This window comes from Aurantimonas aggregata, assembly GCF_010500835.1.
Classification (GTDB): Bacteria; Pseudomonadota; Alphaproteobacteria; order Rhizobiales; family Rhizobiaceae; genus Aurantimonas; species Aurantimonas aggregata.
On record NZ_JAAAMJ010000005.1, the window covers coordinates 117989 to 143886 of the forward strand.

At 67.6% G+C, this 25898-nt stretch carries 22 protein-coding genes; 6 read left to right on the forward strand and 16 right to left on the reverse strand.

Annotated elements, in window-relative coordinates; translation table 11 throughout:
* Positions 1-3 precede the first annotated feature (3 nt).
* From ribH to GTW51_RS09535, 8 genes are all read right to left on the reverse strand, one after another.
* Entirely contained in the window at positions 4-453 is a 450-nt protein-coding gene (gene ribH / locus GTW51_RS09500) for a 6,7-dimethyl-8-ribityllumazine synthase (RefSeq protein ID WP_163043680.1), read from the reverse strand.
* 137 nt (positions 454-590) lie between these two features.
* Positions 591-1208, reverse strand: coding sequence for a riboflavin synthase (locus GTW51_RS09505; RefSeq protein ID WP_163043681.1), 618 nt, complete (start codon positions 1206-1208; stop codon positions 591-593).
* Complete coding sequence (ribD, locus tag GTW51_RS09510; protein WP_163043682.1) at positions 1208-2350, reverse strand: bifunctional diaminohydroxyphosphoribosylaminopyrimidine deaminase/5-amino-6-(5-phosphoribosylamino)uracil reductase RibD; 1143 nt, start codon at positions 2348-2350, stop codon at positions 1208-1210. The genes GTW51_RS09505 and ribD overlap by 1 nt, the downstream gene beginning before the upstream one ends.
* Positions 2347-2829, reverse strand: coding sequence for a transcriptional regulator NrdR (gene nrdR / locus GTW51_RS09515; RefSeq protein WP_163043683.1), 483 nt, complete (start codon positions 2827-2829; stop codon positions 2347-2349). The genes ribD and nrdR overlap by 4 nt, the downstream gene beginning before the upstream one ends.
* Positions 2830-2883: 54 nt before the next feature.
* On the reverse strand, positions 2884-4200 hold the full coding sequence (gene glyA, locus GTW51_RS09520; RefSeq protein ID WP_163043684.1) for a serine hydroxymethyltransferase: 1317 nt from the start codon (positions 4198-4200) through the stop codon (positions 2884-2886).
* A 178-nt stretch (positions 4201-4378) separates the two neighbouring features.
* Positions 4379-5722 (reverse strand): L,D-transpeptidase family protein, encoded by a 1344-nt coding sequence (locus GTW51_RS09525; protein ID WP_163043685.1) that lies wholly within the window; start codon positions 5720-5722, stop codon positions 4379-4381.
* 260 nt (positions 5723-5982) lie between these two features.
* Entirely contained in the window at positions 5983-6492 is a 510-nt protein-coding gene (ldtR, locus tag GTW51_RS09530) for a transcriptional regulator LdtR (RefSeq protein ID WP_163043686.1), read from the reverse strand.
* Between the two features lie 159 nt (positions 6493-6651).
* Positions 6652-7077, reverse strand: coding sequence for a DUF6163 family protein (locus GTW51_RS09535; protein WP_163043687.1), 426 nt, complete (start codon positions 7075-7077; stop codon positions 6652-6654).
* Between the two features lie 269 nt (positions 7078-7346).
* Between GTW51_RS09535 and hemB the strand changes: the two genes are divergently transcribed.
* The 4 genes from hemB (at position 7347) to GTW51_RS09555 (ending at position 11646) form a co-directional block, all read left to right on the forward strand.
* Positions 7347-8381 carry a porphobilinogen synthase gene (gene hemB, locus GTW51_RS09540; protein ID WP_163043688.1) on the forward strand — a complete coding sequence of 345 codons (1035 nt, stop codon included), beginning with the start codon at positions 7347-7349 and terminating at the stop codon, positions 8379-8381.
* 79 nt (positions 8382-8460) lie between these two features.
* Positions 8461-8934, forward strand: a complete 474-nt coding sequence (locus GTW51_RS09545; RefSeq protein WP_163043689.1) for an RDD family protein — start codon at positions 8461-8463, stop codon at positions 8932-8934.
* A gap of 119 nt (positions 8935-9053) precedes the next feature.
* A complete protein-coding gene (locus tag GTW51_RS09550; protein ID WP_163043690.1) occupies positions 9054-10880 on the forward strand; it encodes an SLC13 family permease in 1827 nt (608 codons plus the stop codon).
* A 16-nt stretch (positions 10881-10896) separates the two neighbouring features.
* Positions 10897-11646, forward strand: a complete 750-nt coding sequence (locus GTW51_RS09555) for an arginyltransferase (RefSeq protein ID WP_163043691.1) — start codon at positions 10897-10899, stop codon at positions 11644-11646.
* Between the two features lie 59 nt (positions 11647-11705).
* Here GTW51_RS09555 and parC read toward each other — a convergent pair whose 3' ends face one another.
* A complete protein-coding gene (parC, locus tag GTW51_RS09560; protein WP_163043692.1) occupies positions 11706-13958 on the reverse strand; it encodes a DNA topoisomerase IV subunit A in 2253 nt (750 codons plus the stop codon).
* A gap of 233 nt (positions 13959-14191) precedes the next feature.
* Here parC and GTW51_RS09565 point away from each other — a divergent pair, with 233 nt between their 5' ends.
* A complete protein-coding gene (locus GTW51_RS09565; RefSeq protein ID WP_163043693.1) occupies positions 14192-15394 on the forward strand; it encodes a hypothetical protein in 1203 nt (400 codons plus the stop codon).
* An 89-nt stretch (positions 15395-15483) separates the two neighbouring features.
* Here the strand turns inward: GTW51_RS09565 and GTW51_RS09570 are convergent, their stop codons facing one another.
* Complete coding sequence (locus GTW51_RS09570; RefSeq protein WP_163043694.1) at positions 15484-16086, reverse strand: DUF2076 domain-containing protein; 603 nt, start codon at positions 16084-16086, stop codon at positions 15484-15486.
* A gap of 101 nt (positions 16087-16187) precedes the next feature.
* Positions 16188-17978 (reverse strand): aspartate--tRNA ligase, encoded by a 1791-nt coding sequence (gene aspS / locus GTW51_RS09575; protein ID WP_163043695.1) that lies wholly within the window; start codon positions 17976-17978, stop codon positions 16188-16190.
* A gap of 174 nt (positions 17979-18152) precedes the next feature.
* Between aspS and rnd the strand changes: the two genes are divergently transcribed.
* Positions 18153-19304 (forward strand): ribonuclease D, encoded by a 1152-nt coding sequence (gene rnd / locus GTW51_RS09580; RefSeq protein WP_163043696.1) that lies wholly within the window; start codon positions 18153-18155, stop codon positions 19302-19304.
* Between the two features lie 19 nt (positions 19305-19323).
* Here rnd and GTW51_RS09585 read toward each other — a convergent pair whose 3' ends face one another.
* Genes GTW51_RS09585 through GTW51_RS09605 form a run of 5 tightly spaced genes read right to left on the reverse strand, consistent with a single transcriptional unit; the run spans position 19324 to position 25819 of the window.
* Positions 19324-20838: a Ppx/GppA family phosphatase gene (locus GTW51_RS09585; RefSeq protein ID WP_246232859.1), complete on the reverse strand. Its 1515-nt coding sequence runs from the start codon at positions 20836-20838 to the stop codon at positions 19324-19326.
* Positions 20831-23371, reverse strand: a complete 2541-nt coding sequence (locus GTW51_RS09590; protein WP_246232862.1) for an RNA degradosome polyphosphate kinase — start codon at positions 23369-23371, stop codon at positions 20831-20833. The genes GTW51_RS09585 and GTW51_RS09590 overlap by 8 nt, the downstream gene beginning before the upstream one ends.
* Before the next feature lie 2 nt (positions 23372-23373).
* Complete coding sequence (locus GTW51_RS09595) at positions 23374-24087, reverse strand: P-loop NTPase family protein (RefSeq protein WP_163043698.1); 714 nt, start codon at positions 24085-24087, stop codon at positions 23374-23376.
* Between the two features lie 11 nt (positions 24088-24098).
* Positions 24099-25256: an AI-2E family transporter gene (locus tag GTW51_RS09600; protein ID WP_163043699.1), complete on the reverse strand. Its 1158-nt coding sequence runs from the start codon at positions 25254-25256 to the stop codon at positions 24099-24101.
* On the reverse strand, positions 25253-25819 hold the full coding sequence (locus GTW51_RS09605) for a CDP-alcohol phosphatidyltransferase family protein (RefSeq protein WP_163043700.1): 567 nt from the start codon (positions 25817-25819) through the stop codon (positions 25253-25255). Before GTW51_RS09605 ends, GTW51_RS09600 begins: the two co-directional genes overlap by 4 nt.
* Positions 25820-25898: the final 79 nt, after the last annotated feature.

The following is a 25898-nucleotide window of genomic DNA, read 5'->3' on the forward strand; positions in this document are numbered from 1 at the left end:
CCCTTACGCCCCCAGTCGGTCGCGCAGCGCGATCATCGCCAGGGCGGTGCGGGCCGCCGCGCCGCCCTTGTCCTTGCGCTTGGGATCGGCCCGCTCGAGCGCCTGCTCCTCGTTCTCGACGGTCAGGATGCCGTTGCCGATCGCCAGGTTCTCGTCGATGGACAGGACCATCAGCGCACGAGCCGATTCCCCGGCGACGATCTCGAAATGGTAGGTCTCGCCGCGGATGACACAGCCGAGGACGACGTAGCCGTCATACTCGTTCTCGCCCTCGTCGGCGCCGGTCAGCGCGAAGCCGACGGCGGCCGGTGCCTCCAGCGCGCCGGGCACGGTGACGACCTCGTAGGTGGCGCCGACATCGTCGAGCGCGGCCTTCGCGCCCGCGAGCAGCAGATCGCCGATGTGATCGTAGAAGCGGGCCTCGACGATGAGGATGTGCGGCTTTGCGGCCATGATCTATTCCTTCGTGGCGAATGACGCGGCAACGCCAGCCGGGTGGACCCGCAAGGACGGTCCCGCAGCAGGTTCCGCCACCCGCCCGCGCCGGCTGATGCTTGGCTGTCCGAATGGGCCGGCGGCTGACGATCCGCTCACGAAGCGGCCGGGTGCGCGCCGAACAGGCGCTCCGCATAGCGCGCAATCTGGTCGACCTCAAGGTTGACGACGTCGCCGACCTGCCGATCCTTCCAGGTGGTCACGTCGAGCGAGTGCCGGATCAGCAGCACGTCGAAGCAGTCGTCCTCGACCGAATTGACCGTCAGCGACGTGCCGTCGAGGCAGACCGAGCCCTTGCGGGCGATGAAGCGCTTCTCGTCGGGGCCGGCCCGCAGCCGGAATCGCGTCGCCTCGCCTTCCGCCTCCACCGCGACGATCTCGGCGAGCCCGTCGACATGGCCGGACACGAGGTGTCCACCGATCTCGTCGCCGATCCTCAGCGAGCGCTCGAGATTAATCGCCGTGCCCTCGTCCCACACGCCGGCAGTGGTCAGCCGCAGCGCCTCCTCCCACGCCTCGACCTCGAACCAGCGCCGGTCCTCGTCGGCCTGCGGCAGGGCGGTAACCGTCAGGCAGACGCCGGAACAGGCGATCGAGGCACCGAGCGCGATCGACGCGGTGTCGTAAGCGGTGCCGATGCGGAGCCGCCGCCCCTCGTCCAGTGTCTCGACCCGCTCGATACGCCCCACGTCGGTGATCAGTCCGGTAAACATCAGTCGTCTCTCCGCACATATTCGAACCAGCGATCCGGCCCGAAGCGATAGCTTCGCACCGGCCGGAAGCGCTGGCCGGCGATGGACGGCACGATCGGCGCGGCAACGCCGTTCGGGCCGACTTCGGTGTCGCCCTCGACCAGGATCAGCCGGTCGACGAGGTCGCTGTCCAGGAAGCTCGCCCCGGTCTCGGCGCCGCCCTCGACGAGGATGCTCGACATGCCGACGGCACCAAGGTCCTCCAGCATTTCCGGCAGCGCGATCCGGCCGGTGTCCGGGTCGGTCTCGCAGGACAGGAACGCGACGCCACAGGCGACGAGCGCGGCGCGGCGGGCGGGATCGGCGTCGACGAAGGTAGCGATCAGCGTCGGCGTGTCGCCGGCGGTGCGCGCCAGCGCCCGATCCGGCTCCGTGCGCAGCCGCGGGTCGAGGACGATGCGGGTCGGCGAGCGGTCGCCAAGGCCCGGCAGCCGGCAGTCGAGCCGCGGGTCGTCTTCCAGCAGCGTACCCGAGCCGACAAGGATCGCGTCGTGGCGGGCGCGCACGAGATGGGTCTGCGCATCGGCGACGGGGCCGGTGATCTTAACCTGGCCGCCGCCGCGGATGCCGATCTTGCCGTCGCGCGAAACCGCAAGCTTGAGAGTCACTTCCGGGCGGTTCCTGCGATGCCGATTCAGGTAGCCGGACATCGTCTCCGCGGCTTCCTCGGCCATCACCCGCGGCGTCACCGACAATCCGGCGGCGCGCAGGATCGCGTGCCCCTTGCCGTCGACGCGCGGATCGGGGTCGGCCGCGGCGGACACGACGCGCGCCACGCCCGCCGTCACCAGCGCCTCGGCGCAGGGCGGCGTGCGGCCATGATGGGCGCAGGGCTCGAGCGTCACATAGGCCGTCGCCCCGCGCGCCCGATCGCCGGCTTCCGCCAGCGCCACGGTCTCCGCATGCGGGCGACCGCCGAGCGCGGTGACGCCGCGACCGACGACGACCGGCCCGGCGCCGTCGTCGCGCACGATCAGCGTCGCAACCGAGGGATTGGTGGCGGTCCGGCCGGCGTTGCGCATGGCAAAGCGGATCGCCGCTGCCATGAAGCGGCGGTCGGTCTCGGTGGCGGCCGGGATCATCTCTTTGGAGACGGCGGTCATGCCGGCTTCGCCGGGTCCGCCGGCAACTGCGAACGCGCCAGCTCGCCGATCACCGATTCGAAGTCCTTGGCCTCGCGGAAGTCGCGATACACCGAGGCAAAGCGGACATAGGCGACGTCGTCGAGGCCCTTCAGCGCCTCCATCACCATCTCGCCGATCGTATCGGACGGGATTTCCTGCTCGCCGGACTGCTCGAGCCGGCGCACGATGCCGGAGATCAGCCGCTCGATGCGCTCGGGATCGACCGGGCGCTTGCGCAGCGCCACCTCGACCGAACGCGCCAGCTTGTCACGGTCGAACGGCACCTTGCGGCCGGCCTTCTTCAAGACCTGCAGCTCGCGCAACTGGATTCGCTCGAAGGTGGTGAAGCGGCCGTTGCAATCCGGGCAGACGCGACGGCGCCGGATCGCCCCGCCATCCTCGGCGGGGCGCGAATCCTTCACCTGGCTGTCTTGCGAGCCGCAATAGGGGCAGCGCATGAATCCTCGCTTACTGGCCTTGCTGTGCCGCGGTGATCGACGCGCGCCGACGCGTCAGAGCGTCGGGTAGATCGGGAAACGGTCGGTCAGGGCGATGACCTTCGCCTTGACCCGCGCCTCGACCTCGGCATTGCCCTCTTCCGAATTCGCCGACCGCAGCCCGTCGAGCACCTCGACGATCATCTGGGCGACTTCCCGGAATTCCTGGACACCGAAGCCGCGGCTCGTCGCTGCGGGCGTGCCGAGACGGACACCCGACGTGATGGTCGGCTTCTGCGGATCGTTGGGAACGCCGTTCTTGTTGCACGTGATGTTGGCGCGGCCGAGCGCCGTCTCCGAGTGCTTGCCCGTGAGGTTCATCGGCCGGAGGTCGACCAGCATCAGATGGGTATCGGTGCCGCCGGATACGATATCCAGCCCGCCCTCGCGCAGCGTCTCGGCCAGAACCTTGGCGTTCTCGACGACACTCTTGATGTAGGACTGGAAGGTCGGCGTCAGCGCCTCGCCGAAGGCCACGGCCTTGCCGGCGATGACGTGCATCAGCGGCCCGCCCTGAAGGCCCGGGAAGATCGCCGAATTGATCTTCTTGGCGATCGCCTCGTCGTCGGTCAGCACGATGCCGCCGCGCGGGCCGCGCAGCGTCTTGTGGGTCGTCGAGGTGACGACATGGGCGTGCGGAAACGGGCTCGGATGCTGGCCGGCGGCGACGAGGCCGGCGAAATGCGCCATGTCGACCCAGAGATAGGCACCGACCTTGTCGGCAATCGCCCGGAAACGGGCGAAGTCGATGTGGCGCGAATAGGCAGAGCCGCCGGCGACGATCACCGCCGGCTTGTGCTCGACGGCGAGCGCCTCGACCTGGTCGTAGTCGATCAGCCCGGTCTCAAGGTCGAGCCCGTACTGCACCGCGTTGAACCAGCGGCCGGAAAGATTGGGCTTGGCGCCGTGGGTCAGATGGCCGCCGGCATCGAGGCTCATGCCGAGCAGCGTGTCGCCGGGCTTGGACAGCGCCAGCAGCACCGCCTGGTTGGCCTGGCTGCCGGAGTTCGGCTGGACGTTGGCGAAGCCGCAGCCGAAGAGCTGCTTGACCCGCTCGATCGCCAGATCCTCGACGATGTCTACGAATTCGCAGCCGCCATAATAGCGCCGGCCGGGATAGCCCTCGGCGTATTTGTTGGTGAGGACGGAGCCCTGTGCCTCGAGCACGGCCCTGGAGACGATGTTCTCCGAGGCGATCAGCTCGATCTCGTGGCGCTGCCGGGCAAGTTCCTGGCCGACGGCGCCGAAGATCGCCGGATCGCGCTCGCTGAGCGAGGCAGTGAAGAAATCGCCGAAATCATTGGCGTCACCGGTGCGGACGGCCTGGCTCATGATCGTTTCTCCCGTTGCAGTGGCTGGTTCTGCGGGCCCACCTGCCTGTCGCGACGCCCTTAGCACAGCCGCTGACGGCGCACCAACCGCGCCAGGCGGCGGCCGCTTCAAAAAGCCGCGGCCGGGCGCATCGCTGCACCCGGCCGGCATTCAGTCATTCGCGATGGCGGTCCCGCGATCAGTAGCCGTCGTCGCCGCGTGCGTAGGGGTTTTCCTGCCCGGCCGCATAGGCGGTCGTCGTCAGCTCGCTCATCGCCAGCTGCTCGGCGCCATCCAGATGGTAGATGTCGTCGCGGAACTGCACCACCGTCGGATCGGTCGCCCAGGCGGAGACATAGGTGAAGTGGACCGGGATCGGGTTGGAGAGATCGATGTCCTGGCGCGTACGGGCAGCGATGATCTGCTCGATCGCCTGGCGATCCCAGCCCGGCTCGTCGCGGGCGATCCAGACGATCAGGTCGCGGACGTTCTGGACACGGACGCAGCCCGAGGATTCAAAGCGCATCAGCTCGGAGAACAGGCTCTGCTGCGGCGTGTCGTGCATGTAGACCGCATGGGCGTTCGGGAAGTTGATCTTCACCGAGCTCATCGCGTTGTTCTTGCCCGGCTCCTGGCGGAACAGGTAGCGCACGGCGTCGTCGGAGTTCCAGTTGATCGTCTCCGGCGCAATCTCCTGACCCTTGCCGTCGAAGATGTGGATGTCGTTCCGCTCCAGATAGGTCGAATCCTTCTGCATCAGCGGAATGATGTCCTTGCGGACGATCGAGGCAGGCGCGTGCCAGTACGGGTTGAGATTGAGATTGGTGATCTTCGAATCGAGAATCGGCGTCTGGCGATCGGTCTTGCCGACCACGGCCGTATGGCGCTGGACCACGCGGCCGTTCTCGACGGCCTCGATGGCGGCTGCCGGAATGTTGACCATGACGAAGCGTGCGGCCCGCTCGCTGGCGAGCGATTCCTGCAGTCGACCGAGATTCACCTGCAGCTGGCGCAGGCGCAGATCCGCCGGCACGTTCATCGCCTTGAAGGTGTGGGTCGCCGCGACGCCGTCGGCCGGCAGGCCGTGGCGGGCCTGGAAGCGCTTAACCGCGGCGTCGACATAGGTGTCGAAGGACGGCGAGGCGCCGGCGCTCTGCGGCAGGTCGCCGGACGCGTAAAGCCGCTGGCGCAGGGCCGTCACGGACGGCGAGGTGACGCCGAGGCGGAGCGTCTCGCCTTCCGGCACCGTCTGCCAGCCGCCCATGGAGACGAGTTCGCCATAGGCCTGCACCGCCTGCTGGGTGGCGGCGAAGGTGTTCTGCGAGAAGATCGGCGAGTTCGAGGCGACTTCGCGAACGTTCGTGCCGCGCGTGTCGAACTGGTCGTCCCAGTTGCCGCGGCTCGGTGCGCGCAGGAGATCGTTCAGCGCGTTCTGCGCGAAGGCCGCGCCGGGTAGCAGCGCCGCGCCGGCCGCTGCCGTCGCCAGGACGAACTTCCGGCGCGTCAGCCGCTTTGCGTTCGAGCCGTCGTTGGAAATCGTCATGGTAACCCCTCGTCTTGCCGCCGCCCCTGCGTGGAACCCGCCCGCGGGTGGCCTCCAGGCTCCCCCGCGGGCGCATGAGGCCGCACCTCGTACCCCGCCTGCGTGACCAAAGGGTAAGGCACCGCAATATGGCCAAAGCGTGAAGCGATGCCCCTGATCTACAACGGTTACCGGTAGTCAGATGCGCTGCGGACGCGCGAATGCCCCGCCGACCCTTTCGGGAGCCGCGGAGCCTTCACGCAGACGTGTGGGGCGGACGATCAGAGCCGGTAGAGGATCTGGTCGTTCCAGAAGCGGTCCAGCCGCTGCAGCGAGCGATTCATCTTCTGGAATTCCTGCTCGTCCAGTCCGCCGACCTTGTCGATCGAGCCGATGTGGCGGTCATACAGCTCGGCGACGACGGCCGCGACTTCCATGCCGGCGTCCGTCAGCGAGACGCGCACGGCGCGGCGATCGACCCGCGATTTCTGGTGGTTGATGAAGCCGAGCTCGACCAGCTTCTTCAGATTGTAGGAGACGTTCGAGCCCAGATAGAAGCCGCGGGTGCGCAGCTCGCCGGCGGTCAGCACCGAGTCGCCGATATTGAAGAGCAGCAATGCCTGGACGGCGTTGATGTCGGTGCGGCCGCCGCGTTCGAACTCGTCCTTGATGACGTCGAGGAGGCGACGATGCAGACGCTCCACCAGCTGCAGCGTCTCGAGATACAGCGACTTCAGCTCTGCCTTGGCTTCCGGCTGCGCTTGGTGGTCGTTCTTCGTCTGCGCGTTCATAGTATACTCCGCTGTTGATCTGATGGATGTTCTCTTTCGACCCCATCTTGAAAATCAACCTACGCGGCGCGTCTAAAATTCGACTTAAACCGCAGGCTTAATGCGGCCTTACGAGCGACAGTTCAATTGTTTTGCTTAACGAAATCCCGCGGGCGGGTTTCAGCGGCGGCGAGCCTTGCGTTCCTCGCGCCAGCCGACGAGGCGCAGCGCCGCCAGCATGCCCAGTCCCCAGACGTGGAAGCCGAGCCAGACGAGGTCGCCGCCGAACAGCTCGGGGAAGCCGAGATGCATCACGGCCTCGATCAGCGCGATCAGGATCCAGATCACCGCGCCCCAGCCCGCCGTCAGCCAGAGCCCGATGCCACCGACCGGATAGAGGACGGCAAGCGCCGGCGCAGCCATCTTCCACCACAGCGGCATCAGATCGAAGCGATCGAACGGTCCGTCGGAGATGCCGACGAGGCGGATCCAGTAGCCGATTCCGAGCGTGAACAGGGCGAGCGCGGAGAGCCGGTAGAGCCACACGATCAGTCGCTGATTGAGGCTTTCGGCCGGGGCGTCCCGCGGGGTGAGCTCGATGGTCAAATTGCTACGGCCTTTCTCGCCAGCATGATGTCGGGGAGCCGCAGGCTCGGGGTTATATCGTAGGCAGTGATCTGCCCAGGCTTGGCCTCCCCGCGATGGCCCTCGACGCTAGGGCCCGGCCGCGAGCGCCGTCAATCTTGCGATAGCCGCAGCGAAGGCCTACCCAAGGCGCCAACGGCGCGGCGGACGCCACGCCGCGCGACCGCCGGGCGAACCATTGCCCCAACCGGGCGCCGATAGCCATGCCGAGCGAAGGGACGGACATTCCGATGGACCACCGAAGCGATGCCCTCCCCTTGATCAGCGAACGGATCGACGCGGTCACCGGCGGGCTGCGGATGCGCCGCCTGCGCCAGGCAGACTGGACGCGCCGGCTGGTCCGCGAGACGACGCTGGGCGTCGACGATCTGATCTGGCCGATCTTCGTACGGGAAGGCGATGGCGACGGCGAGCCCGTGCCGTCGATGCCGGGCGTCTTCCGGCTGTCGGTCGCGGGCTGCGTCGAGGCAGCGCGGCAGGCGCGCGATCTCGGCATCCCGGTGATCGCGCTGTTTCCTTACACGGATCCCGGCAAGCGGGACGAGACCGGCTCGGAGGCGCTGAACGAGGGCAATCTCGTCTGCCGCGCCAGCCGGGCGATCAAGTCCGCCGTGCCGGAAGTCGGGATCCTCTGCGACGTCGCGCTCGATCCCTATACAAGCCACGGCCATGACGGCGTGATGCAGGGCGATCGCATCCTCAACGACGAGAGCGTCGACATGCTGTGCCGCCAGGCGGTGGTCCAGGCGCAGTCGGGCTGCGACATCATCGGCCCATCGGACATGATGGACGGCCGTGTCGCCTGCATCCGCGGCGCGCTCGACTCGGCCGGACTGCGCGACACGCTGATCATGGCCTATTCGGCGAAATATGCCTCGGCCTTCTACGGCCCGTTCCGCGACGCGGTCGGCTCGGGGGTGATGCTGCGCGGCGACAAGCGGACCTACCAGATGGACTATGGCAACTCGGAAGAGGCCTTGCGGGAGGCGGCGCAGGACATCGCCGAAGGCGCCGACATGATCATGGTCAAACCTGGCATGCCCTATCTCGACATCGTCGGCCGGCTGTCGCGCGAGCTTGGCGTGCCGACCTTCGCCTACCAGACCTCCGGCGAATACTCGATGATCATGGCCGCCGCGCAGAATGGCTGGCTCGACGGCGAAAAGGCGATGCTGGAAAGCCTCGGCGGCTTCAAGCGGGCCGGCGCGGCCGGCATCCTCAGCTATTTCTCACCGCGGGTCGCTGCGCATCTGAAGGCTCGCTGACGCCCCTCGCCGGCCTGTTGCGGCGCGGCATTCGGGTACCCATTTATCTGATGACCGCTTCCGACCAAGGATCTTCGAGATGAGCTACCAGGCCGAAACCAGCTACGTGAACGCCGCCGCGCGCGACCTGGACGAGCCGCGGCTGTACTCCGGGGTCCGCACGCGCCGCATCGTCGCCTTCCTGTTCGACTATGCGCTGGTCCTCATCCTCTCCATCCCGGCCGCCATCGTCGTTTTCCTGCTCGGCCTCGTGTCACTCGGGCTGGCCTGGGGGCTGTATGCCGTGCTCCTGCCGGTGATCGCCATCGTCTATGTCGGCTTCACCATGGGCAGCGCCGCGCAGGCGACGCCCGGCATGCGGCTTGCGGATCTGCGCGTCCGGCGGCTGGATGGCGCCCCGGTCGAGCCGGTGCTGGCGGTGCTTCACGGCGTCCTGTTCTGGGCCTCGGTTTCGGTGCTGACGCCACTGGTTCTGCTCGTCGCGCTGTTCACCGGCCGCAAGCAGCTGCTCCACGATCTGCTGCTCGGCACGGTCATCGTCCGCGACCACTGAGCAAAGCGCGCCCGCTGCCGCTTCAGCGGCCAGCCACCATCGCGGCGCATAGGCCGGCGGCTTGCCACGCCGGCCCGTGGAACCGATAAGCTGCGTTGTACAACAAGACGCGGCGGTTCATGGATTCCTTTCACCTCTGGGCGACCTACCTGCTGATCGTCGGCAGCATCGTCGGCTACGCGCTCGATCGCTGGCCTATCGAGGCCGTCGCTGCCGCCTCGCTGGCCGCCTTCCTCGTGCTGTTCGCCGCCCTGCCCTTCCGGGATCCGGCCGGGCTCGCGGTGACGAGCGCCGACATGCTGTCGGGCTTTGCCAACCCCGCGCTGATCACGGTCATGGCGCTGCTGATGATCGGCCAGGGCCTGTTCGCCACCGATGCGATGGCGATGCCGACACGCTGGCTGGCGCGGCTCGGCGGCTCTGCCGGGACCGGCGCGGTCGCCATCGTGCTCCTGGCGGCGATGGTCCTCTCGGCCTTCCTCAACAACACCCCCGTCGTCGTGATCTTCATTCCGATCCTGACGATGCTTGCGACGCAGCGCGGCATCGCGCCGTCGCGGGTGTTCATGCCGCTCTCGTTCCTGTCGATCCTCGGCGGCATGACGACCCTGCTCGGCTCGTCGACGAACCTTCTGGTCGCCGGCGTCGCCGAGCGGTCGAACATCACGATCGGCTTCTTCGACATCACCGTGCCGGGGATCGCCATCGCCGCGGTCGGCGCGTTCTACGTGATCAAGATCATGCCGAAGATCCTGAAGGTGCGCGACGGCACCGGCGGACGCCTGATGGATCCGGGCGGCAAGCAGTTTCTCGGTGAACTCGACATCATCGAGGGCCATGCCTTCGCGGGCATCACCGCGCGTGCCGGCCTGTTCACCGGGCTCGGCGACCTGACGCCGCGGATGATCCTGCGCGGCGACGAGACGATCCTGCCGCCCTTCGACGACATCACCTTGACGGAGGGCGACCGGCTGATCGTCACCGCGACGCGCCGCGCCTACGCCAAGGCGCTGTCGAGCGGCAATCTGACGATCAAGGCGCTCGACCCGTCCGGCCAAAGCGGTGCCGAGCATACAAACAAGATCGGCCCGGACATGGTCATGGCCGAAGCGGTGGTGGCGCCGGGTTCGCGCTATGCCGGCCGCACCATGCAGTATTCCGGCCTCAGGACGCAGTTCGGCATCACCCTGTTCGGGCTGCAGCGCAAGAGCCGCATGGCGCGTTCTGCGCTTTCCGAGATTCGGCTGGAGCCCGGCGACACGCTGCTCCTTTGCGGGCGCGAGGCGGCGATCGCGACACTCCGGGGCAATCACGATCTGTTGTTGCTGGAATATTCCGCGCGACCGATCCCGCAGGGTGCCAAGGCCGCGCTCGCTGCCTCGATTTTCTTTGCCGTGGTGCTGATGTCTGCCGCCGGCGTGCTGCCGATCGTCGTGCTCGCCGTCCTCGGCGCGCTGCTGATGGTGGCGACCGGTTGCCTCACCATCGGCGAGGCGGCCCGCTCCTTCGACCGCTCGATCTTCATGCTGGTCGGGGCCTCGATCGCCGCGGCGACGGCGCTGGAGCGCACCGGCGGTGCCGCGCTGATCGCCGACGGAACGGTGTCGCTGCTCGCCGACATGCCGCCCGCCATCATCCTGTCGGGGTTGTTCCTGGTCATCGCGATCATGACGAACCTTCTGTCGAACAATGCCACGGCGGTGCTGTTCACCCCCCTCGCCCTCGACATGGCCCGGCGCCTTGGCGTCGCGCCGGAGCCGTTCCTGGCTTGCGTCATCTTCGCCGCCAACGCATCCTTCGCCACGCCCATCGGTTACCAGACCAATCTCCTGGTCATGGGGCCCGGGCGCTACCGCTTCGTGGACTTCCTCAAGGCAGGGATTCCACTGGTGATCCTCGTGTGGTTAACTTTTTCGCTCGTTGCACCATGGTACTACTCGCTGTGAGGGAGGGTTTGCGTCCATGACCGTGCATCATCCGCAGACCCCGCAATTCTTCCTCACCTCCCCGTCCGCCTGCCCCTATCTGCCCGGCCAGGCCGAGCGGAAGGTATTCACCCATCTCGTCGGCGATCGCGCCTCGGGGCTGCTGGACCTCCTCAGCCAGGGTGGCTTCCGCCGCAGCCAGAACATCGCCTATCGCCCGGCCTGCGAGCGCTGCCGCGCCTGCGTCTCGGTGCGGATCCTCGTCGACGAGTTCCGGCCCGGCCGGTCGATGCGCCGGGTCATTGCCCGCAACGCCGACCTCGTCGGGCGGATGAGCGAGCCGAGCCCGTCGAGCGAACAATATTCGCTGTTCCGGCGCTATCTCGACGACCGGCACACGCATGGCGGCATGTCGGAGATGAGCGTGCTCGACTACGCGATGATGGTCGAGGACAGCCAGGTCGACACGCGGCTGATCCAGTATCGCGAGCGCGGCCCGGATTCGGCCTTCACCACCGCCTCGGATGGCGACCTGGTCGCCGTCGCGCTCAGCGACGTCATGGGGGATGGCGTCTCGATGGTGTATTCGTTCTTCGAACCCACCGAGAGTGCCCGCAGCCTCGGCACCTACATGATCCTCGACCATATCGAGCGAACCCGCCGCATGGGCCTGCCCTATCTCTATCTCGGCTACTGGGTGAACGGCTCGCGGAAGATGGACTACAAGATCCGCTTCCAGCCGCAGGAGCATCTGATGGCGAAGGGCTGGGAACGCTACGAGGGCTGACCCCCCGGGTGGCTTGCGGGCCGCCTTAAGGGGAGCCTGACGCCCGACCCGGCGCCGGCTCAGCCGGCGAAGCGGTTGCTCTTCGGAAATCCCTTCGGCACGAGCCGGCCGGCCTGCGCCCGGTCGCCGCGCCACTCCAGCAACTCGGCCTCCGAGCGCACGAAGGCGCGGCCGGCGGAATCCGACCAGGCAAGGCCCTCCGCCATGCGGAAGACCCGCGTATCGGCGACGCCGCCATCCTTGTAGCGCTGCAGCCGGACACCCTTGCCGCGGGCCATCTGCGGCACCTGGGCGAGCGGGAAGACGAGCATCTTGCGGTTGTCGCCGACGATGGCGACGTGGTCGCCGGCGCCGACGGGCACCGCCAGCGCCAGCCGCACGCCGGGCGAGACGTTCATCATCTGCTTGCCCTTGCGGGTGGCCGACAACATGTCGGCCTCGGTCGCGACGAAGCCGTTGCCGTCGGAGGACACGAGCAGCCGGCGGCGCTCCGGCTCGGCGACGAAGGCGACCGCGATGTCCTGCTCGTCGTCGAACTCGAAGGCGAGACGGATCGGCTCGCCCTGGCCGCGGCCGCTCGGCAGCTTGTCGGCACCGAGCGTGAAGGCCCGGCCGCCGGTCGACAGGAACAAGAGCTTGTCGGTGGTCATCGCCGGGAAGGCGAGCTTCAGCCCGTCGCCTTCCTTGAAGGTGAGCCCGCTGTAGTCGGTCAGGTGGCCGCGCATGCCGCGCAGGAAGCCCTTCTTCGACAGAACGACCGTCACCGGCTCCTTCTCGATGAGCGCGACGGTGATGTCGTCGAGCGCGTGGTTCGGCGCGTCGGCGAACAGCGTGCGGCGCCGCCCGAGCTTGGTCTTCTTGGAGAAGGTCTCGCGCACCTCGCGGATTTCAGCCGCGATTCCCGCCCATTGCTGGGTGTCGGAGGCGAGCAGCGCCTCCTTGCCGGCCTTCTCCTCGGTCAGCTGCTCGAACTCGCGGCGCAGCTCGAACTCCTCCAGCTTGCGCAGGGAGCGCAGCCGCATGTTGAGGATCGCCTCGGCCTGAACGTCTGTCAGGTCGAAGGTGCGCATCAAGGTCGGCTTCGGCTCGTCCTCCTCGCGGATGATCCGGATCACCTCGTCGAGATTGAGGAAGGCGATCAGGTAGCCGCCGAGCACCTCCAGCCGCCGCTCGATCTGGGCGAGCCGGAAGCGGGCACGCCGGACCAGCACCTCGCGCTGATGCGCCAGCCACTCGGTCAGGACGTCCTTGAGCGACATGACCCGCGGCACCTTGCCGCCGGACAGGACGTTCATGTTGAGCGGGAAGCGTGTCTCGAAGTCGGTCAGCCGGAACAGCGATTCCATCAGGATCTCGGCGTCCACCGTCCGGCTCTTCGGCTCCAGCACGATCCGCACGTCCTCGGCGGACTCGTCGCGGATGTCGGCGAGCAGCGGTAGGCGCTTGGCCTGCAGCAGTTCGGCAATCTTCTCGATCAGCTTGGACTTCTGCACCTGATAGGGAATTTCGGTGACGACGACGACGTAGCCGCCGCGCCCGAGCTCTTCCTTCTCCCAGCGCGCGCGCACCCGGAAGCCGCCGCGGCCGGTGTCGTAGGCCTCGCGGATCTGCGCCTGGCTGTCGATGACGACGCCGCCGGTCGGAAAGTCCGGCCCCTGCACGAAGCGCAGCAACATGTCGGTGGTGGCGTCGGGGTTCTCGATGAGCTTCAGCGCCGCATCGCAGAGCTCGGCGGCGTTGTGCGGCGGGATCGAGGTCGCCATGCCGACGGCAATGCCGGAGGAGCCATTGGCGAGGAGATTCGGGAAGGCGCCCGGCAGCACGATCGGCTCCTGGTCCTCCTCGTTGTAGGTGGCCCGGAAGTCGACCGCGTCCTCGTCGATGCCGCGCAGCAGCAGCGTCGCCACCTCGGTCATCCGCGCTTCGGTGTAGCGCATGGCCGCGGCGCTATCGCCGTCGATATTGCCGAAATTGCCCTGGCCGTCGATCAGCGGATAGCGGATCGCGAAATCCTGGCTGAGTCGCACCAGCGCGTCGTAGATCGAGGCGTCGCCATGCGGATGAAACTTGCCCATCACGTCGCCGACGATGCGGGCGCATTTCTTGTAGCCCTGGCCCGGGTCGAGGCGCAGGACGCGCATCGCATGCACGATGCGCCGATGCACCGGCTTCATGCCGTCGCGCACGTCCGGCAGCGCACGGCCCATGATTGTCGACAGCGCATAGGCGAGGTAGCGCTCCTCGAGCGCCGCCTTCAGATCGATCGGTTCGATGTCCCCGGCGCCGGCCGGCGGATCGGTCAACTTGCCCATGCTGCCCGTCTAGGGCACGGCGCCAGCCGGAACAAGACCGGAACGCGGCTTATCCAGCGCTTTGTGCCGTGACGGCACAGCCATCGCCTTGCCGTCGCCGCTGCGCCGCCATGACCGCGGCATCTTCGCCGCCCACACTCTCTTACCAGCCAGCCGCTTCCGTCCTAGATTGCGGCGGACGTAGCGACACCGCCCGATGGCAGCGTGCCGGGGCGCCGTTTCAAGAGGTTTCCATGATCATCAAGACAGGCATTCCGGCCGCCGCCACGGCGGCGCTGCTCCTGTGCACCAGCTCGGCCCTCGCCGTCGATGCGCAGGCCTTTGCCGACCGGCTCAAGGCCGTTGCGTCGACCCAGAGCGTCGAGATGAGCTTCGACAGCGCCGAGGAGGACGGCGACGACGTGGTGCTGCGCGGCGTGCGCTTTTCCCCTGCCTCCGCCGAAGATGGCGACAAGATCGACGCGATCACCTTCGAGAACGTCACCGGTTCGACGGCCGAAGGCTGGACGGTCGAGCGCGTGCCGATCGCCGACATCGACGAGACCGAGGAAGGCACGCACTCGACGGTGACCGGCATCGTCATCGAGGGGCTGCATCTCGTCGGCACGGAGGCAACCGATACCCCTATCGCGATGACATCCGCCGACTTCTTCTTCGACCGGGCCGCGGTTGAATCGGTCAACGTCGAGAAGGACGGCCGAAAGGTCTTCAGCCTCAGCGGGGCCGAGATGGAGAACGAGATCGCCGATGACGGCACGCTGACCTCGGAATTCGACTCGGGTACGTTCGATGCCGACTTCACCGCGGCGAACGACGATGCCGAGAGCGCCGCAACGATGCGCGACCTCGGCTACGCGACGCTCGGCGGCAACATTGCCGGCACCGCGACCTGGAACCCGACAACCGGTCTGCTCGAGCTCGACCCGTTCGACATCGACCTCACCGACGCCGGCAGCCTCTCCTTCACCTACGCGATCAGCGGCTACACGCCCGCCTTCATCGAGTCGCTGAAGCAGATCCAGCAGCAGATGGAAGCCAACCCCGACAACCAGTCGGCCGCCGGCATGGCGATGATGGGCCTCGTATCACAGCTATTCCTGAATTCGGCCGATCTGGTATTCGTCGACGACAGCCTGACCGACAAGCTGCTCGACTATTACGCCGAGAAGAACGGCGAGACGCGCGAGCAGCTGATCGGACGCCTTACCGGCATGCTGCCGGGGATGCTTTCGTACCTGCAGAACCCGACGTTCCAGGAGGAGGTCATCGCGGCCGTCACGACCTTCCTCAACGATCCGCAGTCGCTGTCGATCGCGATCGCGCCGAACGCCCCGGTCCCGGCGACGCAGCTGATCGGCGCCGCGATGGGTGCGCCGCAGACCCTGCCGGGTGTCCTCGCCCTCAGCGTTTCGGCCAACGACGCCACCGACAACTGACAAAGAAAAGCCGCGCTGCCCGATCGGGGTGGCGCGGCATCTAGTCAATCAGGTCTGACGAGGATCAAGCCTCGCCGCCGGCTCGTTTCTCAGATGTCGTCGAAGCCGCCGCCGAAATCGCCGCCGCCATCGTCGAAGCCGGTCTCCTCGTACCCAGCATCCGCCTCCGGCTCCGCGGCCGCCGTCTCGTCGGCACCGCCGGCGTCAGCCGCCGCCGTGTCGTCACCGGCGAACAGGCTGCCCAGCATGGAGCCGAGCATCACGCCGCCAGCAACGCCGAGCGCCGTCTGAGCCGCACCGGCGAGAAAGCCGCCGCCACCGCCGCCCCGGCGCATGCCCGCAGACGGCACGCTGGCGCTACCGCGCTGGCCCCAGGCCGAACTGGCGGGCCGCAGCGGGGCGCGACTCGCCCCTCCCGTGAGATTACCGAACAGGCCGCCGCGCGAGGATGCCGACTGCTGCGATCCCGACGCCGTGCCGGCTTCCAGCTCGTCGATCCGCGCCTTGGCTGCCGCCAGGGCCTGATCCTGGACGATGATCGTCTGGGCCATGAAATACGGCGCGCCCGGCTGGCTGCCGATCCGCTCGCGGATGAAGGATTCGGCCTCGCCGTCGCGCGGCGGCGCGGTGCGCTCGGCCTGGTCGAGCCGGTCGAAGAGACCGTGAATGAGCTGTTTTTCGGTCTGGTCCATGGTCGCGTGTCACTCCCTGAGCGGAGACATTCCGTCATGGGGATATGTCGACGCCCCGTCCGCGCTACCAACGCGAACGGGTCACAAGCCCGTGATGGACCTCAGGCGTCCTTCTTGGCGACCGCGACCCGCAGGCTGAGCTCGCGCAGCTGCTGCGACGAGGCCTCGGCCGGCGCGTTCATCAGCAGGTCCTGCGCCTGCTGGTTCATCGGGAACATGGTGATCTCGCGCAGGTTCTTGGCACCGACCAGCAGCATGACGATGCGGTCGACACCGGCGGCCATGCCGCCATGCGGCGGCGCGCCGTATTGGAACGCGCGATAGAGCCCGCCGAAGCGCTCCTCGACCGTCTCGCGATCCAGCCCCACGATCCCGAAAGCCTTGACCATCGTCTCGACCAGATGGTTGCGGATGCCGCCCGAGGCGATCTCGAAGCCGTTGCAGACCATGTCGTACTGGTACGCCTTGATGGTCAGCGGATCCTGGCTCTCCAGCGCTTCCATGCCGCCCTGCGGCATCGAGAACGGGTTGTGGCCGAACTCGACCTTCTTGTTGTCCTCGTCCCATTCGTAGAACGGGAAGTCGATGATCCAGCAAAGCGCGAAGCGGTCGCGATCGACGAGGTTCAGCTCCTCGCCGGCGCGCGTCCGGGCCGCGCCCGCGAAGGGGTAGAACTTCTTCGGATCGCCGGCGACGAAGAAGCAGGCATCGCCATCGTCGAGGCCGAGCTGCTGGCGGACCGCCTCGGTGCGCTCCTCGCCGATGTTCTTGGCGAGCGGGCCGGCGCCCTGCACGGCGTCGCCTTCCTTGCGCCAGAAGATGTAGCCGAGGCCCGGCTGGCCCTCGCCCTGCGCCCAGGAATTCATCCGGTCGCAAAAGGCGCGGGAGCCGCCGGTCTTCGCGGGAATCGCCCAGACCTGGTTGTGGTCGCCCGAGGCGAGGATGTTGGCAAACACCTTGAAGCCGGAGTCACGGAAATGCTCCGAGACGTCCTGCATCTCGATCGGGTTGCGCAGATCGGGCTTGTCGGAGCCGTATTTGCGGATCGCCTCGTCATAGGCGATGCGCGGGAATTGCTGCGTCACCGGCTTGCCGTCGGCGAAGGTCTCGAACACCTGCCGGATCACCGGCTCCATCGTGGCGAGCACGTCCTCCTGCTCGACGAAGCTCATCTCGAGATCGAGCTGGTAGAACTCGCCCGGCAGGCGGTCGGCGCGCGGGTCCTCGTCGCGGAAGCAGGGCGCGATCTGGAAATACCGATCGAAGCCCGAGACCATGATCAGCTGCTTGTAGATCTGCGGCGCCTGCGGCAGCGCGTAGAACTTGCCGCCATGGATGCGCGAGGGCACGAGGAAGTCGCGCGCGCCTTCCGGCGAGGACGCCGTCAGGATCGGCGTCGAGAACTCGGTGAAGCCCGCCTCGCTCATGCGATTGCGCATCTCGGCGATGATCCTGGTGCGCGATACGATGTTGCGGTGCAGCGTCTCCCGGCGAAGGTCGAGGAAGCGGTACTTGAGGCGGATGTCCTCGGGATAGTCCGGCTCGCCGAAGACCGGCAGCGGCAATTCCTTCGAGGCCGACAGGATTTCGATCTCCTGCGCGAAGATCTCGATCTCGCCGGTCGGCAGCTTGGCGTTGACGGTCTCGTCGGAGCGCGCCTTGACGACGCCATCGACGCGGATGACCCATTCGCCGCGCACCGTCTCGGCCTGCTTGAAGGCCGGCGAATCGGGATCGACGACGATCTGCGTCAGGCCGTAGTGGTCGCGCAGGTCGATGAAGAGCAGGCCGCCGTGGTCGCGGATGCGGTGCGCCCAGCCGGACAGGCGGACCGTCTCGCCGACATCCCCCTTGCGCAGGGCGGCGCAGCTGTGACTGCGATAGCGGTGCATGGCATTCTCTCTGTGGTGTCGGCGCCGCCGCGTTTGAACGCGCGGTCGACCGGGCTTGCGGTAAGGCTGAAATCGCGGGCGACAAGCGCATGGGCCTTACGCGCTGTCAAGATTTCGCGGGATTCCGCCCCCGTCCGGCTATCAACGGCCGGGGTCTTGGGGCAGAAGGGAAGCATGCAAACCATCACCACTACCGCGGCGCTGGCCGAGGCCTGCGCCACCTTCGCCAAAGCCGCCTTCGTCACCGTCGATACCGAGTTCATCCGCGAGACGACCTTCTGGCCGGAACTCTGCCTCGTCCAGATGGCGTCCGACGACCTCGCCGTCCTCGTCGACCCGCTGGCCGAGGGAATCGATCTCGCGCCGTTCTTCGAGCTGATGCGCGACGAGCGGGTCGTGAAGGTCTTTCACGCCGCGCGCCAGGACATCGAGATCGTCTACAAGCTGGGCGGCCTGGTGCCGGCGCCGCTGTTCGACACCCAGGTCGCGGCGATGGTCTGCGGCTACGGCGATTCGATCGCCTACGACCAGCTGGTGGCGCGCACCAGTGAGGGGCGCATCGACAAAACCTCGCGCTTCACCGACTGGCGCCACCGGCCGCTGAGCGAGGAGCAACTCGTCTACGCCCTCGCCGACGTCACCTATCTGCGCGACGTCTACCGAGCGCTGAAGACGCAGCTCGAGGCGGAAGGCCGCTCGGACTGGGTCGCCGAGGAGATGGCGACGCTCTCTGACCCGGCGACCTACGACCTCCACCCGGACGACGCCTGGCGGCGCCTGAAGCTCAGGGTGCGAAAGCCGATCGAGCTGCAGGTCCTGAAGGAAGTCGCGGCCTGGCGCGAGCGCGAGGCACGCCAGATCGACAAGCCGCGCGGCCGCATCATCAAGGACGACGCGATCTACGAGATCGCCCAGCAGCAGCCGCGCGACGAACATGCGCTGGCGCGGCTGCGGACCATCCCGCGCGGCTTCGAGCGCAGCAATGCTGGCCAGGAGATCGTCGCTGCCGTCGCCCGCGCGCTGGCCGTGCCGAAATCTGACCTGCCGGCGATCCCGCGTCCGCCGCAGCTTCCCGAAGGCACCGCCGCGGCGGTGGAATTCCTCAAGGTGCTGCTGAAGATCGTCGTCGAGGAGAAGGGCGTGGCCGCCAAGATGATCGCCTCCGGCGACGATCTGGAAAAGCTTGCCTGGAAGGGCGAAGCCGCCGAGATCCCGGCGATGGAGGGCTGGCGCCGCGAGATCTTCGGCGAACGCGCACTCGACCTGCTGAAGGGCGAGACCGGCCTGGTCTATCGCAACCGGCGCGTCGAGGTGGTGGCGCTCTAGCGCAGAGGCGCCATCACCCTCAGCGCGCCTCCATCCGCAGCGATTTGCCGATGGTCTTGGCGAATTGCTGCAGGCGGCCTTCCGGCCGTTCGCCGATCAGGGCCGACAGCTGCCGCGGCACCGCCAGCGTGAAGCCGCCGCGCAGATCCTGCACCCAGCGCAGCTGGTCGAGGACCCCCGGCATCGATGCCGTCAACAGGTAGGTGACGCGGAACAGCGAGGCGAGCATCCGCGCGCGCGCCAGCAGCCGCTCGTCGACCAGACTTTCCAGCTCCGGCAGTTGCACCTGCTCGAAGCTGCCCTCGTGGCGGTAATAGTTGGTGAGGCCGAGATAGGCGCGGCCGCGATGGTCGACGGCCGGAAATGCCGCGTGGGCGATGATCGACAGCGCCTGCTTGCCGCGATAGTCGGGATGCGCCCGCCAGCCGATGTCGGCGAGGAGGCAAGCCGCCTCGCGCAGCCGTTCTTCCTGCGGCGACTCGTCGATCCCGAACGCCTCGAAGGTTCGCCGGCTCCATTCGACGAGTTCCACCGCATGGGCCGGGGAACGCGAACGCAGGATCGACAGCTCGCGCGCCGCCTCGATGAGCGGATCCTTGGCCTTCTCCTCATCAGGCAGCAGCGAATGCAGATAGCCCTCCCTGACGCCGAGCGCCGAAAGGACGATCCGCGAGGGATTGATGATACGGATGACGCTCTTCAGCGTGATCGCGCCATAGGCGAGCAGCGAGCGCCGCGACTTGGAGACCGCGGCGATGCCGGGGATCTTCTCCGGGTCGCTGCGGACGACCGCGTCGAGGAAGCCGTCGAGCTTGGTGGCATCGATCTCGTAGCCATGCATGACGTGCAGCGGGTAGCGGTTCTGCTCCATGTGCAGCTTGGCAAGGTTGCGCCACGTGCCGCCGACGGCGAAGAACGGCCTACCCTCGCCGACGCCGGCCAGCGCGCTCGCCGACATGTGGCTGTCCGAGATGGTCTGGGCCCTCACCAGGTCGCCCTCGGAAAGGTCGCGCAGGCGAAGGCCCCCGAGCGGCAGCGTCAGACCCCCTTCGAAGACGCCGTCGTGGATGTCGACCAGTTCGAGGCTGCCGCCGCCGAGATCCCCGGCGACGCCGTTCGGCCGATGAAAGCCGGACAGAACGCCTTCGGCGGCGTAGCGCGCTTCGTCGGGCCCCGACAGGATGATCACTTCCCGGCCGATCGCCGCTTTGGCGGCGGCAAGGAACTCCGGCCCGTTCTGGGCCTCGCGGGCCGCCGCGGTGGCGATCGGGTAGAGATCGACCACCTGCGCCTGCTCGGCGAGCTGGCGGAACCGCCGCAGCGCGCCCAGCGCGCTCTCGACCGCCTGAGGATCGAGGCGGTTGCTCTGGGCCAGCCCCTTGCCGAGGCCGCTCAACACCTTCTCGTTGAAGAGCACGGTCAGCGACTGGCTGTTGCCCTCGTAAATGACCAGTCGCACCGAGTTCGAACCGATGTCGACGACCCCCACCGGGATACGGCCCTGCAGCCGTCCCTGGACCGGGAGTTCAGTCAAAGCGGGCGTGGTCCGCTCGCTGTCTTGCGATGAGTCTGGGTGCATCCGACTTCAGTGCTTTGCCGCGCCCGGAGAGGCTCGGATTGGTCATGAAATAGCGCTGGGCGTTGAACGGCTGTTCGCCTGGCGATGGAACGATGTGGCGCGACGTGCCGTCCGAAGCGACCGACCAGCTCTGCTGGTTGTCGAGAATGTTGCCGAGCATGATCTGCGACAGGATCTGGCTATGCACGGTGGGCGTGGTGATCGGAACCAGCGTCTCCACGCGCCGGTCGAGATTGCGCGGCATCAGGTCCGCCGAGCCGATATAGACGATCGCCCCCTCCGATGGCAGCCCATTGCCGTTGCCGAAGCAGAAAACCCGGCTGTGCTCCAGAAACCGGCCAACGATCGACTTGACGCGGATGTTGTCCGACAGGCCCGTCACGCGCGGCCGAAGGCAACATATGCCACGCACGATCAGGTCGATCTCCACCCCTGCCCGGCTCGCCCGGTAAAGCTCGTCGATGATCGCCGGATCCACCAGCGAGTTCATCTTCATCCAGATCTGGCCGGGCCGGCCGGCCCGCGCATGCGCGGTCTCGTCGCGGATATGGCCGATGATGCGCTGGCGCAGGTTCAGCGGCGAGATCGCCAGCTTCCGGACCTCGGTGGGTTCGGCATAGCCGGTGATGTAGTTGAAGATCAGCGAGATATCGTGTGCGATCTCGGGATCGGCCGTGAAGTAGGAGAGGTCGGTGTAGATGCGCGCGGTGATCGGGTGGTAGTTGCCGGTGCCGATATGGCAGAAGCTGACCAGCCGCCCCTCTTCCCGGCGCACCACCAGCGACAGCTTGGCGTGGGTCTTCTTCTCGATGAAGCCGAACACCACCTGGACGCCCGCCCGCTCGAGGTCGCGGGCCCAGCGGATGTTGGCCTCCTCGTCGAAGCGCGCCTTGAGCTCGACGAGCGCGGTGACCGACTTGCCGGCTTCCGCCGCATCGACCAGCGCCCGGACGATCGGCGAGTCGTTTGAGGTGCGGTAGAGCGTCTGCTTGATCGCGATGACGTTCGGGTCCTGCGCTGCCTGGCGCAGGAACTGCACCACGACGTCGAAGGATTCGTAGGGGTGATGGACGATGATGTCCTTCTCCCGGATCGCCGCGAAGCAGTCGCCGTTGTGTTCGCGAATCCGCTCGGGAAAGCGCGGCAGATACGGCGTGAACTTCAGTTCGTCGCGCGGCGCCTTGCAGAGCTGCGACACCGAATCCAGCGCCAGCATCCCGTCCATGACCGAGATGCGGTTGTCCGGCACCTCCAGTTCGGCCGCGACGAAGTTGCGCAGCGCCTCGGGCATCACCGAATCGAACTCGATGCGGATCACCTGCCCGCGCCGGCGGCGCTTCAGGGCGCTCTCGAACAGCCGCACGAGATCCTCGGCCTCTTCCTCGATCTCGATGTCGGAATCGCGGATGATCCGGAACGTCCCGGCGCCGCGCACCCGGTAGCCGGGGAACAGCTTGGCGATGAACAGCGCGACGACACTTTCCAGCGGCACGAAGCGCATCACGCCGTTATCGGTCAGCGGCATCTCGATGAAGCGCTGCAGCGCGACCGGCAGGCGCAGCAGCGCATTCATGCGCTGCGAATCGCGCTCGCGCATCAGCGTCAGGGCGATCGAGAAGCCGAGATTGGGGATGAACGGAAACGGATGCGCCGGGTCGATCGACAGCGGCGTCAGCACCGGGAAAATCGTCTCCTCGAAATGCCGCTCGAGCCAGGCGCGGTCGGCCCCCTTCAGGTCGCCGGCCCCGACGATGTGGATCCGTTCCTGGCGCAGCGCCTTGACGAGATCGGCGAGGGAGGCCTGCTGCTCTTCCTGCAGCTCGACGACATCCGTCAGGATCCGGTCCAGCTGCTCCTGCGGGGTCAGCCCGTCGATGCTGCGCACGGCGATCTTCTCGCGCACCTGGCCGGCGAGGCCGGCGACGCGGACCATGAAGAACTCATCCAGATTGTCCGCCGAGATCGACAGGAACCGCACCCGCTCGAGCAGCGGATGCGCGGTATTCTGCGCTTCCTCGAGAACCCGGCGGTTGAACTGCAGCCAGGAGATCTCGCGGTTGATGAACCGGTCGGCGGGCAATGGCTCGTCGACCGCCTCGGCGGTCGCGGCAGGCGTTTCCGCCTTGGCGGGCGGCGTCTCCAGGATGAGCGCCGCTTCAGAGGCTTCCGTCACGTCGCCGGCGGCGGCCGGGCTCGCTTCGGGCGCCGCCTCGGCCTCTGCGTCCGGCGCGCTCGAAGGCTTGGCGGCGGCAGGCCGGCGCCTCGCCGTCGCGGGCTTTCGCGTGCGGGTGCCGGCCCTCGGCTTGGCCTTGGCCGGCGTTGCAGCCGTGCCTGACGTCTCGCCGTCGGTCACCGGCCCGCTCGCCGCGCTCGTTTCGCTGGCCACCTGCTCGTCCGGCCCCGCCTGCGGCTTGGCGGCCGAGAGGCGTCGCGTGCGGGTGGCCGGCTTGCGCGTGCTCGTCCGGGGCTTCGGTGAATTCGTGTCCATGGTCATTCCTCCGTGGCGGCCGGATAGGGGCCGGACACGACCGTTTGATGACGCACGGCTTCCTCGCCGCGGTCAAGCACCCGCTTGAGCAGGCGGCGGGTGACGCGTTCCTTGGAGGCGAGCGCCTCGCGATCGGCCGCGGCCACCAGCAGTCGGGCCTCGTCCAGCGATCGCTCCATGCGCTCGGTGAGATAGCGCAGCGCCTTGGCGTCGATGTCAATCTGCCGGTCGGCGAACAGCTTCATCAGGACGCCGGCCAGAAGCTCGTCGTCCGGGGCGCCGAGTTCGGCGACGGTCGCGGCAGCCAGCCGTGACCGCAGGTCGGCGAGGGCGAACGGCAGTTCCCGCGGTTGCCGGCGCGACGTCGCCAGCAGGGTTCCGCCGCCGAGCCGGGCGGCATTGACGATGGCGAAGAGCTCGTCCTCCGCCATATCCGTCCGGTCGATATCGTCGATCACGGCATGGAAATCAGCCTGTTCGAGCAGCGCCGACACACCGCCCCGCCCCAGCGGCACGGCCCCTGCCCGCTCCGCCCAGGCGGCGGCGAGATGGGTCTTGCCGGAGCCCGGCGGGCCGACGACGACCAGCACGGAATGGCGCCAGGCCGGCCAGCTATCGATGGCCTCGACGGCAAGGCGGTTCGAGCCCGACAGGACGATGTCGTCGCGGGCATGCGAGGCCTGGTGCGGCAGGTCGAGCGGGATCTGGGCAGGCACTGCTTCCGACCTCAGGCGCGGGGTTCCGGGTCACTACCCGACTGGATGACCTGCGGCGGCGTCCGGGTTTCGATCCGGGCCGAATCGACCAGGCCGCTGCGCCCGAAGAACATCTCGCTGCGCAGATACTGGGAGAGCGCGAAGCGCACCAGCACGCCGACGGCGGCGGCCGCCGGCACGGCGATCAGCAGGCCGACGAACCCGAACAGCGTGCCGAACGCGAACAGCGCAAACATCAGCCAGACCGGATGGAGGCCCACCGAGGCGCCAACGAGCTTGGGCTGCAGGATGTTGCCCTCGAAGAACTGGCCGACGAAGAAGATCGCCGCGACCGCCAGCACCCACGGCCAGTCCGGCCAGAACTGCACCAGCGCGACGCCGACCGAGAGCACCAGCCCGATGGCCGAGCCGACATAGGGAATGAAGGAGATCATCCCGGTGAACAGCCCGATCAGGAGGCCGAAATTCAGGCCCACCAGGGTTAGGCCGACGCCGTAGAACGTCCCGAGGATCAGGCAGACGCTGCCCTGGCCGCGCACGAAGCCGGCGACCGACGCATCGATGTCGCGCGCCAGGCGCCGAACGGTGGCCGCATGCTGGCGCGGGATCCAGCTGTCCACCTTGTCGACCATGCGGTCCCAGTCGAGCAGCATGTAGAAGGCGACGACCGGCGTCACCACGAACAGCGACACGAAATTGACGACGGCGAGCGAGGACGACCACAGCGAGCCGAGGAAGGACGTGACGATGCCCGTGCCCTGGCTGGCGAACTGGGCAAGGTCCTGCTTCAGATCGAGCTCGTCGCCGGAGAAGAGGAAGGCGAGCGGGCCCGTGCGAGCGGAGACGGCGAGCCCCTGCAAACTGTCGAGATAATCCGGCAGGCGCTCCGAGAAGCTGACGATCTGGCCGCCGACCACGGGCACCACGATCAGCACCGCCGCCGCGAGGCCGATGATGAACAGCACGAGAATGACCACCGTCGCGGCGATGCGCGACAGGCCGCGGCGCTGGAACCAGTCGGCGACCGGATCGAGGAAATAGGCCATCGCCATGCCGAGGACGAAGGGCAGCAGAATGCCCGAGAACACCCAGAGCATCAGGACGACGATAAGGGCCGCAAGGCTCCAGAACAGCACCTGGCGTCGGATCAGCGCGCTCTGGTCGGTCATCGCGATTCGTCTTCCCGGTGCATCGGCATTTCGCCGGAAGCCATATGCCGAAGCCACTCGAGGAGATAGGCAGCGGCCGATATTGCGGTCAAGAGCGCCGTGACCCCGACGAGGACGTCGACGACCGTCGCGAGCGGCAGGTGGAAGACCGGCTCGGCCAGCGCGAAGCCGGCGAGCAGGAGTTGCGCCAGCGTCGTCAGTTTCGACACCATCAGGGGCCGCATGGTGACAGGCCGGCCCATCACGAACGAGAGGACGACCGCCGCCATGATCAGCACGTCGCGGGTGACCACGGCGATGGCCAGCCAGGCCGGCAGTTCGCCGAGCAGGGCCAGGCCGACGAAGATGGTGATCAGCAGCGCCTTGTCGGCGATCGGATCGAGATAGGCACCGAGCGCCGATTGCTGGTTGAAGCGCCGGGCGATGGCGCCGTCGACCGCGTCGGAGATGCCGGCGACGATGAAGATGAGGAAGGCGAGGTCCCAACGGCCGTCGATCAGCGCCCAGACGAGCACCGGAACGGCCAGCAGCCGGGCAATCGAGATGAAGTTCGGAACGGTCATCGGGCGATCCCCTGCCGCCCCGTCGCCTCGTCCGCGGCCTGCCCGACGCCTGTGACGATCCCGCTTGCCATGGCGCGGG